This is a genomic window from Sphingobacterium litopenaei, from assembly GCF_014692495.1.
Lineage (GTDB): Bacteria > Bacteroidota > Bacteroidia > Sphingobacteriales > Sphingobacteriaceae > Sphingobacterium > Sphingobacterium litopenaei.
This window is the reverse complement of record NZ_JACOIJ010000001.1, coordinates 218,735-235,766: the sequence shown is the minus strand read 5'-3', so window position 1 is coordinate 235,766 and position 17,032 is coordinate 218,735. Positions and strand designations below refer to the sequence as shown.

General features: G+C 35.0%; 17 protein-coding genes, 1 tRNA gene and 1 pseudogene. 6 read left to right on the top strand and 13 right to left on the bottom strand.

Translation table 11 applies throughout. The features are described 5' to 3' along the window. Positions 1 to 2,451: a glycoside hydrolase family 31 protein gene (locus H8B04_RS01045; protein ID WP_190301167.1), complete on the bottom strand. Its 2,451-nt coding sequence runs from the start codon at positions 2,449 to 2,451 to the stop codon at positions 1 to 3. Between the two features lie 250 nt (positions 2,452 to 2,701). Between H8B04_RS01045 and queA the strand changes: the two genes are divergently transcribed. Beyond that, on the top strand, positions 2,702 to 3,751 hold the full coding sequence (gene queA / locus H8B04_RS01040) for a tRNA preQ1(34) S-adenosylmethionine ribosyltransferase-isomerase QueA (protein WP_190301166.1): 1,050 nt from the start codon (positions 2,702 to 2,704) through the stop codon (positions 3,749 to 3,751). A gap of 76 nt (positions 3,752 to 3,827) precedes the next feature. Continuing rightward, positions 3,828 to 4,520, top strand: a complete 693-nt coding sequence (gene ispD, locus H8B04_RS01035; RefSeq protein WP_190301165.1) for a 2-C-methyl-D-erythritol 4-phosphate cytidylyltransferase — start codon at positions 3,828 to 3,830, stop codon at positions 4,518 to 4,520. Positions 4,521 to 4,532: 12 nt separating this feature from the next. Here the strand turns inward: ispD and H8B04_RS01030 are convergent, their stop codons facing one another. From H8B04_RS01030 to H8B04_RS00990, 9 genes are all read right to left on the bottom strand, one after another. Beyond that, positions 4,533 to 4,685 (bottom strand): lmo0937 family membrane protein, encoded by a 153-nt coding sequence (locus H8B04_RS01030; RefSeq protein WP_149913551.1) that lies wholly within the window; start codon positions 4,683 to 4,685, stop codon positions 4,533 to 4,535. Positions 4,686 to 4,777: 92 nt separating this feature from the next. Further along, a complete protein-coding gene (locus H8B04_RS01025) occupies positions 4,778 to 5,548 on the bottom strand; it encodes an MBL fold metallo-hydrolase (RefSeq protein WP_190301164.1) in 771 nt (256 codons plus the stop codon). Position 5,549: 1 nt separating this feature from the next. Then, positions 5,550 to 5,819: a hypothetical protein gene (locus tag H8B04_RS01020; protein ID WP_165290999.1), complete on the bottom strand. Its 270-nt coding sequence runs from the start codon at positions 5,817 to 5,819 to the stop codon at positions 5,550 to 5,552. A 20-nt stretch (positions 5,820 to 5,839) separates the two neighbouring features. Next, complete coding sequence (locus H8B04_RS01015) at positions 5,840 to 6,847, bottom strand: glycosyltransferase (protein WP_190301163.1); 1,008 nt, start codon at positions 6,845 to 6,847, stop codon at positions 5,840 to 5,842. Positions 6,848 to 6,851: 4 nt separating this feature from the next. Further along, positions 6,852 to 7,802 (bottom strand): glycosyltransferase family 2 protein, encoded by a 951-nt coding sequence (locus H8B04_RS01010; protein ID WP_165290997.1) that lies wholly within the window; start codon positions 7,800 to 7,802, stop codon positions 6,852 to 6,854. A gap of 24 nt (positions 7,803 to 7,826) precedes the next feature. Further along, positions 7,827 to 8,432 carry a DUF4199 domain-containing protein gene (locus tag H8B04_RS01005; protein WP_190301162.1) on the bottom strand — a complete coding sequence of 202 codons (606 nt, stop codon included), beginning with the start codon at positions 8,430 to 8,432 and terminating at the stop codon, positions 7,827 to 7,829. A gap of 3 nt (positions 8,433 to 8,435) precedes the next feature. Further along, positions 8,436 to 9,104 (bottom strand): hypothetical protein, encoded by a 669-nt coding sequence (locus H8B04_RS01000; protein ID WP_190301161.1) that lies wholly within the window; start codon positions 9,102 to 9,104, stop codon positions 8,436 to 8,438. Between the two features lie 4 nt (positions 9,105 to 9,108). Then, entirely contained in the window at positions 9,109 to 10,374 is a 1,266-nt protein-coding gene (locus tag H8B04_RS00995) for a dihydroorotase (protein ID WP_190301160.1), read from the bottom strand. 192 nt (positions 10,375 to 10,566) lie between these two features. Beyond that, positions 10,567 to 11,136 (bottom strand): UbiX family flavin prenyltransferase, encoded by a 570-nt coding sequence (locus tag H8B04_RS00990; protein WP_190301159.1) that lies wholly within the window; start codon positions 11,134 to 11,136, stop codon positions 10,567 to 10,569. 349 nt (positions 11,137 to 11,485) lie between these two features. Here H8B04_RS00990 and H8B04_RS00985 point away from each other — a divergent pair, with 349 nt between their 5' ends. Beyond that, complete coding sequence (locus H8B04_RS00985) at positions 11,486 to 12,139, top strand: ankyrin repeat domain-containing protein (RefSeq protein WP_165290992.1); 654 nt, start codon at positions 11,486 to 11,488, stop codon at positions 12,137 to 12,139. On the opposite strand, the pseudogene H8B04_RS00980 reads toward H8B04_RS00985, so the two are convergent. Further along, positions 12,140 to 13,426 (bottom strand): annotated as a pseudogene (locus H8B04_RS00980) (DUF2851 family protein). 23 nt (positions 13,427 to 13,449) lie between these two features. Further along, entirely contained in the window at positions 13,450 to 14,505 is a 1,056-nt protein-coding gene (gene ribD / locus H8B04_RS00970; protein WP_190301156.1) for a bifunctional diaminohydroxyphosphoribosylaminopyrimidine deaminase/5-amino-6-(5-phosphoribosylamino)uracil reductase RibD, read from the bottom strand. Between the two features lie 65 nt (positions 14,506 to 14,570). On the opposite strand from ribD, the gene prmC reads away from it, so the two are divergent. Next, positions 14,571 to 15,431 carry a peptide chain release factor N(5)-glutamine methyltransferase gene (gene prmC / locus H8B04_RS00965; protein WP_190301155.1) on the top strand — a complete coding sequence of 287 codons (861 nt, stop codon included), beginning with the start codon at positions 14,571 to 14,573 and terminating at the stop codon, positions 15,429 to 15,431. 255 nt (positions 15,432 to 15,686) lie between these two features. Further along, positions 15,687 to 15,759, top strand: a tRNA-Lys gene (locus H8B04_RS00960). A gap of 49 nt (positions 15,760 to 15,808) precedes the next feature. Here the strand turns inward: H8B04_RS00960 and H8B04_RS00955 are convergent. Continuing rightward, complete coding sequence (locus H8B04_RS00955; RefSeq protein WP_190301154.1) at positions 15,809 to 16,177, bottom strand: hypothetical protein; 369 nt, start codon at positions 16,175 to 16,177, stop codon at positions 15,809 to 15,811. A gap of 425 nt (positions 16,178 to 16,602) precedes the next feature. Here H8B04_RS00955 and H8B04_RS00950 point away from each other — a divergent pair, with 425 nt between their 5' ends. After that, positions 16,603 to 16,989: a GNAT family N-acetyltransferase gene (locus H8B04_RS00950; protein ID WP_223815188.1), complete on the top strand. Its 387-nt coding sequence runs from the start codon at positions 16,603 to 16,605 to the stop codon at positions 16,987 to 16,989. Positions 16,990 to 17,032: the final 43 nt, after the last annotated feature.

Sequence of the window (17,032 nt, the reverse complement as noted above, 5' to 3'; positions counted from 1 at the left end):
TTATTCAATTGTTAATTTTTTGAAATCATTGTCCACAAGAATGTATTTATCTCCATTCTCATCTGTTTGGAAGTCTAATGTAATTCCGTCTACTACCACTTTTTTGGGAACAAAAGGTAATCCTATAGGATAAATTTTATAATCATCATATCTCTCTGTAAATAGTCCTTCGCGTTGTTGCAATAGCTTGACACTATTCTTGGTACTATTTTGAATAAAATGTTTCTCTAAATAAATATTTTGTTCGTAAGCAAAAGTATCGCCGTGATCGGTGTAACCGTAGCTATGATGTTCACCTTCGTCGAAATACATTAATAATTTCAAGGATTCAATTTTCTTTTCTCCTGTATATTGCATGACAGGATATTCGGCCATCACAGTTCCAGCTTTAACAAAAATTGGCATTTCGTCCAGAGGAGTTGCTATTTCAATTTCATTGGCCCCATTATATAACGTATTACTAAAATAGTAATACCAATTGCCCTGCGGCAAGTATACAACTTTCGTTTTTTGTCCTGGATTTAATACTGGTGATATCAAAATTTTATCTCCAAATGCAAATTCTTCTTCGCGTAATAGATTTTTATACACATCTTGTTCTAACATCGCCACTGGTCGCAAAATCGGCAAACCATACTTGTGTTGTTGCCAAAAAATAGAATAAATATAAGGTAACAATTTATAACGTAATTCAATAAATTTCTTACAAATTGCTTCCCATTCTGGACCAAAACTCCAAGGTTCTCTATCCACTGTATCTCCGGCAGAGTGAACACGCATAAATGGAGAAAAAACTCCGAATTGCATCCAACGGGTGTATAATTCTCCATCAGGATTACCCGTGAATCCGCCAATATCGGTTCCACAGAAAGACAAACCCGACATGGAAAGACGTTGTAATTGTAAAGTGCCTATTCGTAAGTGTTCCCAAGTTGCAATATTATCACCTGTCCATACGGAAGAATAGCGTTGCGTACCTGAATATGCAGCACGCGTAATAGTAAAAGGACGTTTATTTTTATACAATTTCTTCAATCCATCGTATGTAGCACGCACCATTTGCATACCATAGATATTGTGTGCTTTGCGGTGTGAACCACGATATCCTTCATAATAATGGCGTACATCGTCAGGGAAAGTGCCTTTACCAAAAATTGCAGGCTCATTCATATCGTTCCAAAAGCCAGCTACACCATCCTCAACAAGTCCTTTATATAATCCACCCCACCATTCTCTTACTTTTGGATTGGTATAATCTGGGAATTGACAACGTCCAGGCCATACAAATCCCTCCATAAAGTAGTCATCTCCACGACGACAGAAGTATTTGTTCTCCTGGCCTTCTTTAAATACCCAATAATTTTCATCGACCTTAATACCTGGGTCAATCATTACCACTGTTTTAAAGCCATTGGCTGCCAAATCCGAAATCATCTGCTTAGGATCTGGAAAGTATTTTTTATTCCAAGTGAAACAGCGGTAGCCATCCATGTAGTCAATATCTAAATAGATAGCATCACAAGGAATTTCTCTTTTACGGAATTGTTCGGCCACATGTCGAACATTAGCTTCTGGATAATAACTCCATCTACATTGATGGTATCCTATTGCCCAGAGAGGAGGTAAAAAATGCGTACCTGTTAATTCGTGATAACGCTTTACAACATCAATCAGTTGAGGTCCATGGATGTAGTAATATTGTAACTCCCCACCTTCGGACCAAAAACTAGTTTGATCATTATGTTCTGCTGCGAAATCAAAATAGGTTTTAAAAGTATTGTCAAAGAAGATGCCATAAGCGTCTCCACCTGTCACACCCAAATAAAATGGAATTGTTTTATATAAAGGTTCTTGATTGAATGCATAAGAGTACGTATCCGAGTTCCAATTAATAATACGTCTACCTCTTAGATTTAGATGCGATGCTTTATCTCCACAACCAAAGAACACTTCATCATCAAAAGCTTTCTTCGTAGCGTAAACATAATATCCACCAAAGTCTTGATTTTCCTCCCAGTGCATTGGAGAATAATCCGAATTCATTAGTTTTCCTTTAGCATCTGAAAAAGACACCAAAAAATCTTTCTTACTTATAGTACATGTAACATTATTTGTGTTTACATGATAATTTTTATCGTCTTCAGAAACTTCAAAAGCATGTGGTTCATGTTCTTGTTCAATCACAGCATATGAAAAGTCATCCAAGAAAACACCTATTGGTGCTAATCTTACTCGGATAATATCATCCGACACAATTTTGATTTCTACTCTTGCTTTACCATCGGAAAAAATAAAGTTATTCCCCTCTTTAGCAAAGCTTTTAACATCTTGCAAATACGTTTTTTCGATTGTTGGCAAATCCAACACAGGATTGTTTACGTGTTGAATATTTTCTAAGGTCTCCTCAGTAATAAGGTCAGAAGCTATCCCTTCTTTCTTTGTATCACTCATGATTTAAATAGTAATTAGTTTAGTCTGATTGTTTAATGCATTTTAAATTACAATTATTTTTCATAATCTTTTAATTAATTTTCATTTTTTTATTTCTACACCTAAAAACACTTCATATTCTCAAAACGTTCAAATCTCATTTTATCATCATATATTTGGAATGGATAGAATATTTTATATTAAAATTCATACCTTTGTATGCTTTTAGCCTGCCCTGTAAGTAGGTGAATAAAACATAAAACTGATACACATGAAATTATCACAATTTAAATTCAACTTACCTGAATCTCTATTAGCTAACGAACCTTCTGAACAACGCGATGAAGCACGTTTAATGGTACTTCACAAGGACACTGGTAAAATTGAACATAAAATTTTCAAAGATGTCCTAGATTACTTTGATGATAAGGACGTAATGATTTTGAATAACACGAAGGTATTCCCTGCTCGTATGTATGGAAACAAAGAGAAAACTGGTGCTACGATCGAAGTTTTCTTGTTGCGTGAATTAAACAAGGAATTACGTTTATGGGATGTATTGGTTGATCCAGCTCGTAAAATCCGTGTTGGTAATAAATTATATTTCGGTGATGATGATTTGTTAGTGGCTGAAGTAGTAGATAATACAACTTCTAGAGGACGTACTATTCGTTTCTTATTTGATGGTACTGACGAAGAATTTCGTCGTAACATTGAAATTTTAGGTGAGACTCCACTTCCAAAATATATCAAACGTAAAGCTACTCCAGAAGATAAATTCCGTTACCAAACAATTTATGCTAAAAATGAAGGTGCTGTAGCGGCTCCTACTGCGGGTCTTCACTTCTCTCGCGAGTTGATGAAACGTTTGGAATTAAAAGGTATTGACTTTGCTGAAATTACACTTCACGTAGGTTTAGGAACATTCCGTACCGTAGAAGTTGAAGATTTAACAAAACATAAAATGGACTCAGAGCAATTCATTATTACAGATGAAGCGGCTCGCGTAGTAAATAAAGCTTTAGATAACAAAAGACGCGTATGTGCTGTAGGTACGACTTCCATGCGCGCTATTGAATCTTCAGTATCTGCTGATCGTCGTTTGAAACCTGCTGCAGATTGGACAAGTAAATTTATTTATCCTCCATACGATTTCTCTATTGCAAATTCGATGATTACAAACTTCCACACTCCAGAATCAACACTTTTGGTAATGATTGCTGCGTTTGCGGGATATGAAAATGTAATGAATGCATACGAAGAAGCTGTAAAAGAAAAATATAAATTCTACAGCTATGGAGATGCGATGTTGATTATTTAAGATTTTAAGAATATTTCAATATTTTTGAGCGTGATTGATTTTCAGTCACGCTTTTTATTTATCTACATTGAATAATATGTTAAGTCGAGTCGTTATTATAGCTGCCGGAGGAACAGGATCAAGATTAAATGCTAATCTTCCTAAACAATATATGTTGCTAAATAGCAAGCCCGTACTAATGCATACGATTCAGGCATTCGAAAATCATGTAGATAAAATAGTAGTTGCTATTCATGCCGATATGGTGGATTATTGGAATGAATTATGCCAAGAAAATCAATTTAACATTCCTCACGAACTGGTTCTCGGGGGTAAGACTCGATTCCAAAGTATTCGAAATGCTATCAATTATTTGGAAACCCGCTTTCCAGATTTCTTTTTTAATGAAGATAGCACGATAGCCATTCACGATGCGGCAAGACCTTTAGTAGATTCTGATTTAATAGAAAAATCTTTTGCATTGGCTTTCGAGGGAAAATCAAATGTATTAGCTAACAAAAGCACTAATTCAATTCGTATTGGCAGTATAAATGAAAATGATGCCGTGGATAGAGATACGGTTTGGCAAATACAAACACCACAAACCTTTCCCGCTCAAGTATTATTAGAAGCTTATCAGCAGTTGGAACTGCCAACATTTACGGATGACGCTTCGGTAGTAGAAAAAATTGGCTATTCCATCCATCTCATTGAAAGCAGTCATAAAAACTTAAAACTAACTTTTCCTGAAGATTTTGAAATAGCCAAACTGTATTTGAATACAAAGTAGTGCTTAACTTACTTAAGCATTCCCTCGTATTACACGTAATAAAACTACAATGATTGCAATTACCAACAGGATATGAATAATTCCGCCTGTTGCATAGCCTCCTAAAAAGCTAATCGCCCATATAATTACTAATATTACTGCGATTAAATAAAGTAGATTTCCCATATTTCTAAAATTTATAATTGAACTTAGTGTGTAAATTATGTTATTTTAGAGTATAACAATCAGGAAAAAAAAAGGTTTGAAAAACGATAAACTTATTTTATCTCTACACAAAGTTGGTCGTATGCAGGGAATACATTTTCAGGTAGAATGGATTGAATATACTCATGTGTCCCAAAGCGGTGACTAATATGAGTAAGGTAGGCTTTTTTCGGATTAATATCTGCAATGAATTGCAAAGCTTCGCCTAAGGTGAAATGTGAAATGTGTGCGGATTCTTGCAACGCATTCACGACTAAGACTTCTACTCCTTCCAAAGCAGATCTTGATTCTTCAGAAACAGTCTTAGCATCTGTGATGTAAGCGAAATTCCCTATTCTAAACCCTAATACAGGCATTTTGTAATGCAATACTTCGAAAGGAAGAATTTCTGTTTCTAAAATAGTAAAACTATCTAATGGCTGAATTTCCTTTAGTTCCAGTTGGGGTACACCAGGATATTTTATTGCAGAGAAAGCATAATAAAACTCACGTTGCAAAGCTTCTAAAGTTGCCGTATTAGAATAAATAGTAATAGCTTCCTGTTGCTGGTAATTAAATGCACGTACATCATCCAACCCTGCTATATGATCTTTGTGCGAATGTGTCATCAATATTGCATCCAGATGTTTTACGCCATCACGCAACATTTGATAACGAAAGTCTGGACCAGTGTCAATAACGATATTTCGGCCATTGTCCAATTCAATTAAAATAGACGAACGTAAGCGATTGTCATGTACATCTTTCGAAGTACAAACCTCGCAATCACAAGCTATAACAGGTACACCTTGTGAAGTTCCGGTACCTAAAAATCGAATCTTCAAACTATGCCTCTTGTTTTTTGATTAATGTTTTATAAAATGTCCATTGCTTTTCATCCAAATCTTCTTTAGAAACCTCAAATTCTCTCAACAAAGAAATCAATGAATTGATTTTGATCTCCAAATTGGAGAATTTGTTCACAATAATCATTTTTGTATTCTGAATCACACAAGCACCCGTTTTGAAATTTCCTTTTTCATAACGAACCTTGTATCCCAAATCTAATAATAGATTCTCTATTTTATCTAAATTATATTGAGTAATTGAAATCACGATACATTTTATTAGTGCTATTACATGGATGTATTTTTGTGCAACCAAATACGATCTATATAATTTGTCATAAACCCCGTTCCGTATGCAAATAACTGCGTATATGCAGCTATTATTCCATTGACTGCAACAGAAATACTTCGCGTCGTAATCAATGCATGTAAAAATAATAATGCAGTATAAACCACTAAAAATGTATTACCAAGATACACCAAAATCTCGAGCGGTCTAAAATCCGTAAAAATCGAAAAATTAATGATATTCAATACTATTAAGGTAATAACTCCGAATGTAAATATTGCCGGTAAAGCGTGCACTAATTTTAATTCCGAAGGATACAAGATAGAAATATCGATTCTCCCCTTTCCAAAAGCATTCGTCTGTTTATAGAATTGCGGAAAACTCGTTCTACGCTTGTGATAAACGTGCGCTTCAGGTATTAAACCGACCTTATATCCCGAATTTATCATTCGAATACTAAATTCAATATCTTCCGACCGACGCGATAATTTATAGCCTCCTATCGTTTCAAAAATCTTTCGGGAAATACCCATGTTGAAACTACGTGGATGAAATTGACCGACATGTGTTTTATTACCGCGAATACCTCCTGTAGTAAAGGGACTAGTCATCGAATAACTAATAGCTTTCTGAATAGTAGTAAAAGATTCATGCGCAGCATCTGGTCCTCCAAAAGCATCCCAACTTTCTTGTTCTATTGCATTTTTTACTATTTGCAAATAGTCTTTTGGCACCAGAATATCCGAATCAAACACAATAAAGTAATCGCCTTTGGCATGAGCAAAACCATAATTTCGCGCAAAACCCTGTCCTTCGTTTACTTTTTGGTAATAATGAATATCCAACTTTTTGGCAAAAGATTGAACAATATATTCTGCAGGTTTACTCGAGCCATCCTCCACCACGATGACCTCAAACGAAGTATACGTCTGTGCCAACAATGTAGTTAGCAACTCCTTGATTTCGTCAGGTCTATTGTACAATGGAATGATTATCGAGAAAAACATAGGATTAGACGACACGTTCAATATGGTATTTGTTTCTTTCTGAACTATTACGAGATAATAACTCCGCAATAAATCCTGTCAAGAACAATTGCGTACCAATCATAATAGCTAACAAAGACAAATAGAATAAAGGTTGATCTGTGACATTGCGATACGGCGTACCATTGGCGATACTCATCAATTTCTCACAAATCAAATAGAAAGTAATAAAGAAACCGATAAGGAAACTTACTACACCTACAGGACCGAAAAAGTGCATAGGACGTTTCCCAAACTTTCCGACAAAGAATATAGACATTAAGTCTAAAAATCCTTTTACGAAACGCCCAGGACCAAATTTTGTCGTACCATATTTTCGTGGATAATGTTGTACTACTTGCTCTTGAATATGCGTAAAACCAGCCCATTTCGCTATCACAGGAATATATCGGTGCATTTCGCCGTATACCTCAATACTTTTTACGACATCTTTTTTGTAAGCTTTCAACCCGCAGTTGAAATCGTGCAAATTATGAATACCTGAAACACTTCGTGTTACCGAATTGAATAATTTGGTCGGAATAGTTTTGGTCAATGGGTCATAGCGTTTTTGCTTCCACCCGGAAACTAAATCTGCTCCTTGATTCATGATTCTATCGTACAACTCTGGAATTTCATCCGGACTATCTTGTAAATCCGCATCCATGGTGATAACTACATCACCTTGAGTGGCCGCGAAACCTACATTCAATGCTGCAGACTTACCATAATTTCTTCTGAACTTGATACCAGAAATCTGCTCATGCGATTTCTTCAAATCCAAGATAACTTTCCACGAATTATCCTTACTCCCATCATCCACCAAAATAATTTCGTAAGAAAAATTGTTTGCAAGCATTACGCGACGAATCCAATCCGTTAATTCGGGTAAAGATTCTTCTTCGTTATACAAAGGCACTACAACAGATATATCCATTTTTATCGTACTTATTTCGTATGATTAATTAAAGTTTGTGGGCTTAGATTGAGAAAGTTTCTCATTGCGCGTAATAGCAGCTAAGATTAAAGAAAAGATAAATTGCATTAGGATAGAAATCATCAGACTTCTGAAAGTATCTTTTAATGTAAGCTGCCCTAAAGAGTTCATTTGTTCTTCTAAGGTAGCCACTCTCGAATCGATTACATCGTCAGGAGCACCACTACTTTCCAATTGCTCGATAGTAACATTAATCGTATTGCGCAATACCTCTTCTTGTAAACCAGGATTGATAGTATGCACATAAATCATAGTGAATACTGTCGCAAGCACAGTAGAAATCAACAACATCAAAAAAGTTGATTTCAGTGCAATCGAAAAGTTCCAAAAACCTCCATTCTTTTTACGTAAGATGTAAGCAAACACCAGCGCAATGACCATATATAAAATGGTATTAATAGCATATGACAAGCCTGTTAATAGCCAAAAAGTTTGAATACTTTTGCTAATATTCAAAACTACAATTCCTAACACTAAGGATATTAAGCCAAGGATTAAGCCATATTTGATACTTTCTTTTTTGTTATAAGTAGCATCAAAACCTGCTTCAGCGAACTTTTCTTCAGCCATAATTTATTTGTTAAAATTAACGATAACTTGATAAATAGCTGTTTCATACGCTTTATTAGCTGCATGCGCAGAGAACTCATCTAGTTGTTTTGAGGTAGGATTTGGCTCGTAGAAGAAAGAAACGATAGGATTAAACAATTCGTACAATTCTTCCATAGGACCTACAGTTTTTGCTACTTTCGCGATTTCAGAATAATCGGATTCTACCAAAATTTGATTAGCAATCACTTTTTCATAGATACGGTGCTCATCTTGAAACTCATCTTCTTCTACCAATAAGAATTCTTTTAGATAATCATCCAAATCTGCTTCAATTTCATCGTCAGCACATTCTTTCAAATACAAAAAGATATTCAACAATTCTGTTCCACGATCCAAAGTATCTTCTTCGATTTGCTCCCATTCTTCCGAATCCAAATAATCTTCTTCCAATTTTTGAACGTCTTCTGCGAAGAAATTAATCATCAACAAATCAAAAGCTAGCTCTCTTAACTCTTCAAAGGTCTGAAAATCATCAAAAACCGCATCTAAAGCATCCACTTTCTCCATAAAAGGAGCACTTAATTGAAACGCATTTTTTGATGCCGAAAGAAATTCACCACTTTCAATATTTTCGATAGATGCATAAGAAGCAATACCTGCTTCTAACGCATTTTGTACTTTTTTGTCCATAGTATTAATTATTTATAATTAATTGATTGTTATTCGCAACCAATTTAACTTTACCCACTAATTCAGATCCGAATAATGGATTATTTTTGCCTTTTGATTTATTTGACTTTTCATCAAAAGTCCATTTCTCTTTACTATCAAATACTACCAAATTCGCTTTAGCACCTTTTTCGATAGTTGGTAATTCCAAACCTACCACATTGCGTGAACCAATTACTAATTTATCAACAATTTGTTCATCTGACAAACCAGCTTTTACCAACAAAGGTATTACCGTTTGCAAGCCCGTGATGCCATTTTTTGCAATATGGAATTCTACAGCTTTAAATTCTATTTCCTGAGGAGTATGTTGAGAGACTACCGCATCGATAACTCCTTCTTTCAATCCCTTTAACAACGCTTTTACGTCATTTTTGGTGCGTAAAGGAGGACTTACTTTGTAATTGGAATCAAATCCTATTACATCATCATCTGTAAAAACAAGATTATGTGCAGCCACATCACAAGTCACTTTTAAGCCTTTTGCTTTAGCTTTCTTGATTAATTCTACGGATTCAGCTGTAGAAATAGTCGTGAAGTGAATAGGAGCTTCGTTGTATTCTGCTAAGTATAAATCACGAGAAACCATTAAAGCTTCCGCTAGATTTGGAATACCTTTCATACCCAAATAAGTGCTCATCACACCTTCATTCATTTGATTTCCTCCTGCCACAGATTCATCCTGAGCGAAAGAAATAATCAAACCATTAAAGCCTTTTGAATATAACAATGCTCTGCCCATCAATCCCGCTTGTTGTACACTGCGCGTACCATCACAAAAAGCAATAGCACCATTTATTTTCATGTCGTACAATTCAGCCAACTCATTGCCTTCACGCTTTTTGGAAATCGCGCCAATTGGATGAACATCTACTAAATTTCCCTTTGCGGCATTCACTACCAAAGAAACTTCCGCTCTGCTTTGAATAGAAGGGTTTGTATTTGGATGTACAGCTATTCCCGTAAAACCACCTGCCGCTGCAGCCGCAGTACCTGTACTAATATCTTCTTTAGTTTCGTAACCAGGCTCACCGATATTTACATTTAAATCGAAGAATCCTGCACTTACAACTGAACCAACAGCATTTATAGTTTGAATATTATCTGAAACCTTTAATTGATCCGCTATGTCTGCAATTACTCCATCTTTTATTAAAATATCGACTTGTTGACCATTTAAAGCATGACCTGGTGAAATCAATTTAGCAGAAGTAATTAAGAATGTACTCATGGATATTAAATCTTGAAAAAAATTGGGGTTTGAAATTTTATTTGTTGGGGAAAACACAAGCTATAATATACAAAGTCCATAAAATGCGCACATAGGTTGCTCCATAAATAGACAATATTTTTGTGTTTTTTCATCAAAAGACAAATGTACACAAAATGCTTTTACAAGAGAAAGGATTTTAATCGCTAATCGTTATTTCTCTCCCCAACGATACATATCTATTTTCAAATCCAATAATGATAACACACGGTCTACTACAGTTGAAGCTATATCCTCCATGGATTGAGGCAAACTATAAAATGAGGGTGAGGCAGGACAAATAATCCCTCCGGCCTGTGTAACAGTAGCCATGTTATTGATGTGAATTAAATTTAAAGGCGTTTCGCGCGTAACCAAAATCAGCTTGCGTCGCTCTTTCAAAACAACATCTGCAGCTCGTGTAGTCAAATCAGAAGAAGTGCCTGTCGCAATACGTGCTAATGTACCCATAGAACAAGGACATACAATCATGCTATCATATTGTGCCGATCCAGAAGCAAAGGGAGCCATAAAATCATTTTTTGAATAAAATGGAAAAGCATAATCTTTATAAGACTCATTGCCCAACTCATATTTCCATACATCTTTAGCATTATCGGACATTACCACACCTACGTCAGCTATCTGCTCGCTTCCTATTGTTGTCAATTTATCCAAAAGTACTTTGGCATAAATAGAGCCTGAAGCGCCCGTTATAGCTACAATTATCTTCCTTTTATTCATATAAAAACAAAGCTAAATAAAAAAGGGTCGAATAAGAAATATTCGACCCCTACATCTACCTATGAAAAACATGCCCTTGGGGAGGGCATTACAAAAGTAACAAAGGTTCTGTTAACTATAAGGGAAAAGTATTAATTAATACAAATTACATATGTATTTTTAGTTATAATACTACAAAAAAACATCACTTTACGCAACCGATTGCATAACTTTTCAATACTTATTATTTATTTTATTTCTTCAAAATTTAAATAGTAAATCTTTTATTAACGAAGTCGATTTTTTTTACCCTAAGTGTTCCATTAATTTGAATATTTTTGTTTACTTCGAAGGATAAACACTAGAAATTATGGGGATTACGAATCTAGAACAATACATTGAGACTGGAAATCATTTGGACTTAGAGCATTTATTAAGAAGTGATGCCTCTTTGCTCAAGCAAAAAACAAGTCATGATATTTCACCTTTACTCCTAGCTTGTTACTATAATAAACCTCAGATTATTCAAGTTATTCTCAAATACACCAACAGTATCACCATCCATGAAGCTTGCGCGGCTGGGTTATTGCAACATGTGCAAATGATGCTAGAACACAAAAATGATATAATTGAAGAATTCTCTACCCATGGATTCACTCCATTGGGTATAGCTAGTCATTTCAATAAAGAGGATATTGTTCGCTTATTATTAGCTCACAAAGCGGATCCTAATATTCCTTCTCAAAATGGTTATCAAGTTTATCCATTACATGCAGCACTAAGCAATAATAATAGTAACATCAGTAAAATGTTAATTGAAGCAGGAGCTGAAGTAAATATAAGACAACATGGAGGGTTTACACCCTTACATTTCGCGGCCCAACATGGAAACATTGATTTAATAATAATCCTATTAGAAGAAGGTGCCGATATTTCCATTCTCACAGATACAGGCGAATCTGCTTCCGATCTAGCCGATAAAAAAGGATTCAGAGAAATTGCAGAAATTCTACAATTAAACTAATTAACGGCTCAATAAAGCGTAACCAATAGCACAATCTAAACATCTTTTAGTTGTACAATATTGTTTGTACAGATGAATCAAAGCCTGAGATTCTCCAGCGGTCTTAGCACAAATACCTTGTGTTTGATATGATTTTACTATAGTGTTCTTTTCTACAGGCAAAACTTGTAACCAGTCTAAAGCTTTTTGCTGTAAGCCTTGGTTCCCAACATATCTGCCATATGAGAATAATACTGGCACAAAAGCATTTAAAATTATATGATCTATAAAATCCCGAGTGAGGGTAGTATTATGATCTTTGGATAATTTGTGGAAGTGAAAATGATTCTTCCAATATGAAGAAGTTTGGATACCGTTTAAATCTTCTTTTAAAACTTCCAAACTCTCTACCTGCAAAAATTCAAACCACTGTACTCGTTTATGAAGCAAACCACTAAACTGCGCCAAACGAAAAGTTGGAAAATTATAAGGGCGCATTCGCAAAAACTTCCATTCGATAGACGACAAGCCTCGAAAGCCATGTAAATGATTCAAATATTCATACTCCTCTTTTAACTCGGTAAAATAATCCTCTTGGTAATTTTTCCCCGTTAAAAATCCTGCACAACCAAATAATAAAGCTTCTAATTTTAATGGATCATCCGCGTATTTATAAAACAGGTTGATATTCATTTGCGTCATTAACTTCTCGAAAGCTTCATTATTGACTTTCATCCCAAAAGCTCTTGCTAATGCAATCAATTGAACTTTTTGCCATTCATAGCTCGTGACTTTTGCCCACGAATTAACCATTACCATTTTTGATTCCAAGCGTTCAATGATTAATCGATCAAGCCAATTAGAGATGGTGAACTCCGTTACTTTATGTAATTGATTTTCGCAAGCAATCCACTGCTCATTCATCATGAGATGATGGTATTTTTCGAGCAGAGATTGATCTATATAATCTTTCAAGATCAACGTAGGAATTTAGGTTCCATCCAAACGTTTGATTTTTATGTTTTCAGGATTTTCCCACACGACATGTAGTATCGTAGAATTATAACGCGGATCTAAATGATGATGATGGTATTTCCAATCCAAAGAGCTGACATGTAATTCAATATTTCCAATCCAAATTCTATTTTGAATTTGAATTTTAGCCAATTCGAGATCTGCGCCAGCATTGGTATTGAGCTGACCAAAATCTAATATCCGCAGCGATTCACCGTGCGTAGTAAGTAAGTTAGTCTGATTGATTAATTTATAGCGCCATATGAAATGAAGCAATTTTTCCGGCAACTTCATACCGAAAAATTAAAGAAATAATTTTAATTTTTGAAATAAATTTTTAATTCATTATTTCCAACTAGTAGTTTCTCACGCGCGGACTCATTTATTTGTGGAGCTGGAATACCATTTTCCCAAATCGTGTCTCCTACAATAACTCGAGCTTCATCCCAAAGCCCAGCCTCCATAAAAAGTTTAATAGTCTTAACCCCACCTTCGATGATTATCGATTGCACATCCATCAAATACAATTGATATAATATGTTTTGCGGAAGATATAAATCAAAATTTTCTAATTCGATGTATTTTAAATGTCCATTCCAATCTGTTTTCTTAGCATTGAAAATAATCAAATCAGAATCTTGAGCTAAAAATAGATTAGCATCATCACGAACCTCTAGATTTTTATCTATTAATACACGTTTCGGCGATTTACCCTTCCACAATCTATTTGTTAAGGTCGGATTATCAACTAAAGCAGTACGTTTGCCCACGAGAATTGCATCCTCTTCCGACCGCCATTTATGCACCAGTTGTTTGTTGGGTGTATTCGAAATCCACTTTTGTTCTGCCTCCGTAGGTGCAAAGAAGCCATTTTTAGTTTCCGCCCACTTCAAAATTACGTATGGTCGAAACTCGCTGATACGAGTAAAAAAACGTCTATTCAAAAATTGACATTCTTTTTCTAATACCCCGACTACCACTTCGATGCCAGCTTCACGTAATTTTTGAATTCCTAACCCATTTACTTTCGCAAAAGGATCCAAGCAGCCTACTACGACTTTCTGAAACTGAAGCGACACCAACATATCAGCACATGGAGGTGTTTTGCCAAAATGCGCACAGGGTTCCAGAGAAACATAAATTGTCGACTGTTGGAAAAGACACTTTGCGTTTTCCTCTCCTAATAAGGCAATTGCATTTTGGACGGCATTAACTTCCGCATGAGGACCTCCATAAGGAGAAGTATATCCTTCACCTATAATTTTATCATCATGTACAATCACTGCGCCTACCATCGGATTAGGACTTACGGCCCCAGCTCCCATCTCCGCCAATTCCAAACAACGTTTGATATATTGTTCCTCTTTTTGCATAGTACAAACTTAGCATTTTGTCATATTTAAAAGAAAAGCCTCGCATAATATTGTAAGTTTGCACTATGGCTACAACGTGGAAAGACATAGAACTTCGCTACCAGCAACATCTTGCAACGCTATATCCTGCAGGTGAAATTAAAGCAATTTTCTTATTAATTGTAGAAGAAATAGCAGGAATAAAATCTTCAAAATATATTCTCGAAAAAACGAAATCAGCAGAGATTTATGAAGAAAAACTAAATGTCATACTGGAAGAATTATATTCCGGAAAACCTGTGCAGCATATTCTTGGAAAAGCTGATTTCTACGGCGAAGTATTTGAAGTAAATAGTCACACATTAATCCCGAGACCCGAAACAGAAGAACTTGTTCATCTGATTTTACAAGATTATAAAAACAAATCTGCTGTAAAAGTAATCGATATCGGTACGGGAACAGGATGTATCCCCGTTACGCTTCAGAAGCATTTAAAAGAAAGTAATGTGTGGGCAGTAGATATTTCACCTGAAGCGATTGAAGTAGCAAAACGCAATGCTGCTAAACTAAATCAGCCTGTGCAATTTATTCTTGCCGATATATTGGAGTGGGAATTTATGTTTTCAGAACCTCAAGGTTTTGATATTGTAGTGAGCAACCCGCCTTACATTACACCAAAAGAAATGCAGGAAATGCATGCCAATGTATTGAACCACGAACCACATACAGCTTTATTCGTTGAAGAATCAGCTCCTTTACTTTTCTACGATTACATTACTGATTTTGCTTTATATCATTTAAAACAGGACGGAAGTTTATATTTTGAAATTAATCAATACTTGAGTCTAGAAACGGCAGATTTGATACGCAAAAAAGGTTTTGCAGATCTAGAAATTTTTAAAGATATCAACGGTGTCGATCGAATGATTCGAGCGAGACGATTATAATATTCAATTATGAGTCTTATTTTTCTCCTTTCCTGGCAGAGAGTTTTGAAAAATAATCATTGGAATTAGCAAAAAGAGCCTCCATGCATTGCATTCTGACTTTTATCTAAAAAATATAATTAAAAATAATTCTCTTTGCGTGAGAGTTTTACAAAAAAACAAGGATTTTTCTGCTTCAAATATTTGCACTTTAACAGAAAAAACCTACCTTTGCATCACTTCAAACAACGAAGGATAATTCAAAAAAAAAAATAGGATTCCGTAGCTCAGCTGGTAGAGCAATACACTTTTAATGTATGGGTCCTGGGTTCGAGTCCCAGCGGGATCACAAAAGAAAAGCTCAATCGAAAGATTGAGCTTTTTTCGTTTTTATATTTCTATTTTTCCGCACAAGAGCAAGTCCAACGATTATCTGGAATTGTTGGAAATACAACAAAAAACTTATTTGGACTATCTATTTTTTCGGCTTTTCCTTTATCAAAATATCCTCCGACAAATAATAAATTTCCGTCTTTGTCAACCCTAAATTTTCCCTTACTAGGCTTTTCAAACCCTTGATATGCGTATGTTCCGTTCTTATAAATTGTAAAAGATCCCCGAGGCACAAACTCATAAGATCCATTGACATATTTACTAGCAGTACAATTATATTTCCCGTATTTGAGTGGGGTCGAATTAGTTTGCGCAACCACACAAATAGCCCAAAATAAAAATAAAATGATGAAAATTTGGTTCTTAGTTTTCATAACATAAAATAATTGGTTCTCTTAAAATTACAGCTAATTATTATTCCATCCAAATACTAACGCGCTGTATCACAAGAAACAAGCTACTCGTTTAAATAATCAAAATCATTTCTAGTTGTTCAAAAACAATAGTAACTATTACTCACCAAATCCCTCCTATTTCTTGTAATTTTAGCGAACTGAGAGATATAAAAAATGGATGTTTAGAAAACCTATATTTTCAATTTGTTATAAAATTATTATTCCATCAGATTAAGATTAGAATTATTGATATTTTAGTGCATGCATATAATTTCTATCCGCGAACAACCAGAATATACCGAAAAGGCAATTTCATATTTCCAACAGAGTTGGCCATCTGTTTGGGGTATTATTTATGAAGATTGCATTCAACATTCCATAGAAAGCTCTAGTCCTCTTCCGCAATGTACTTACTTCTCAAGGAGGATGAGATCATTGGCTGTGCAGGATTGATTACGAATGATTTTATAAGTAGAATGGATTTGTATCCTTGGCTCTGTGCCTTATTCATAGAAAAACAACACCGTGGAAATAATTATGCCGAATTGATAATAAACAAAGCCATAGATGATCCTTTGAAAAATGGGTTTAAGCAATTGCATCTCTGCAGCGACCATATAGGTTATTATGAAAAATTTGGATTCTCGTATATAGGTCAAGGTTATCAACCTTGGCGAGAAGAATCAACAATCTACCAAATAAATATAAAGCACACCGTATTAATACCTGTTACAATTAGGTATTTTATATGTACAAATATCGTATTTGTTCGCAAACTACTCGTTATTTAGCGATATTCAATATTGTGGAGTGATTTTTGCTATTAAAATGCAG

Coding starts and splice junctions, on each gene's coding strand:
- H8B04_RS00955 (WP_190301154.1), bottom strand. CDS start 16,177: ATGAAAACTAAGAACCAAATTTTCATCATTTTATTTTTATTTTGGGCT.
- ispD (WP_190301165.1), top strand. CDS start 3,828: ATGTTAAGTCGAGTCGTTATTATAGCTGCCGGAGGAACAGGATCAAGA.
- prmC (WP_190301155.1), top strand. CDS start 14,571: ATGGCTACAACGTGGAAAGACATAGAACTTCGCTACCAGCAACATCTT.
- H8B04_RS01045 (WP_190301167.1), bottom strand. CDS start 2,451: ATGAGTGATACAAAGAAAGAAGGGATAGCTTCTGACCTTATTACTGAG.
- H8B04_RS01015 (WP_190301163.1), bottom strand. CDS start 6,847: ATGTTTTTCTCGATAATCATTCCATTGTACAATAGACCTGACGAAATC.
- ribD (WP_190301156.1), bottom strand. CDS start 14,505: ATGCAAAAAGAGGAACAATATATCAAACGTTGTTTGGAATTGGCGGAG.
- H8B04_RS01010 (WP_165290997.1), bottom strand. CDS start 7,802: ATGGATATATCTGTTGTAGTGCCTTTGTATAACGAAGAAGAATCTTTA.
- H8B04_RS00995 (WP_190301160.1), bottom strand. CDS start 10,374: ATGAGTACATTCTTAATTACTTCTGCTAAATTGATTTCACCAGGTCAT.
- H8B04_RS01005 (WP_190301162.1), bottom strand. CDS start 8,432: ATGGCTGAAGAAAAGTTCGCTGAAGCAGGTTTTGATGCTACTTATAAC.
- H8B04_RS01000 (WP_190301161.1), bottom strand. CDS start 9,104: ATGGACAAAAAAGTACAAAATGCGTTAGAAGCAGGTATTGCTTCTTAT.
- H8B04_RS00990 (WP_190301159.1), bottom strand. CDS start 11,136: ATGAATAAAAGGAAGATAATTGTAGCTATAACGGGCGCTTCAGGCTCT.
- H8B04_RS01030 (WP_149913551.1), bottom strand. CDS start 4,685: ATGGGAAATCTACTTTATTTAATCGCAGTAATATTAGTAATTATATGG.
- H8B04_RS00950 (WP_223815188.1), top strand. CDS start 16,603: ATGTACTTACTTCTCAAGGAGGATGAGATCATTGGCTGTGCAGGATTG.
- H8B04_RS00985 (WP_165290992.1), top strand. CDS start 11,486: ATGGGGATTACGAATCTAGAACAATACATTGAGACTGGAAATCATTTG.
- queA (WP_190301166.1), top strand. CDS start 2,702: ATGAAATTATCACAATTTAAATTCAACTTACCTGAATCTCTATTAGCT.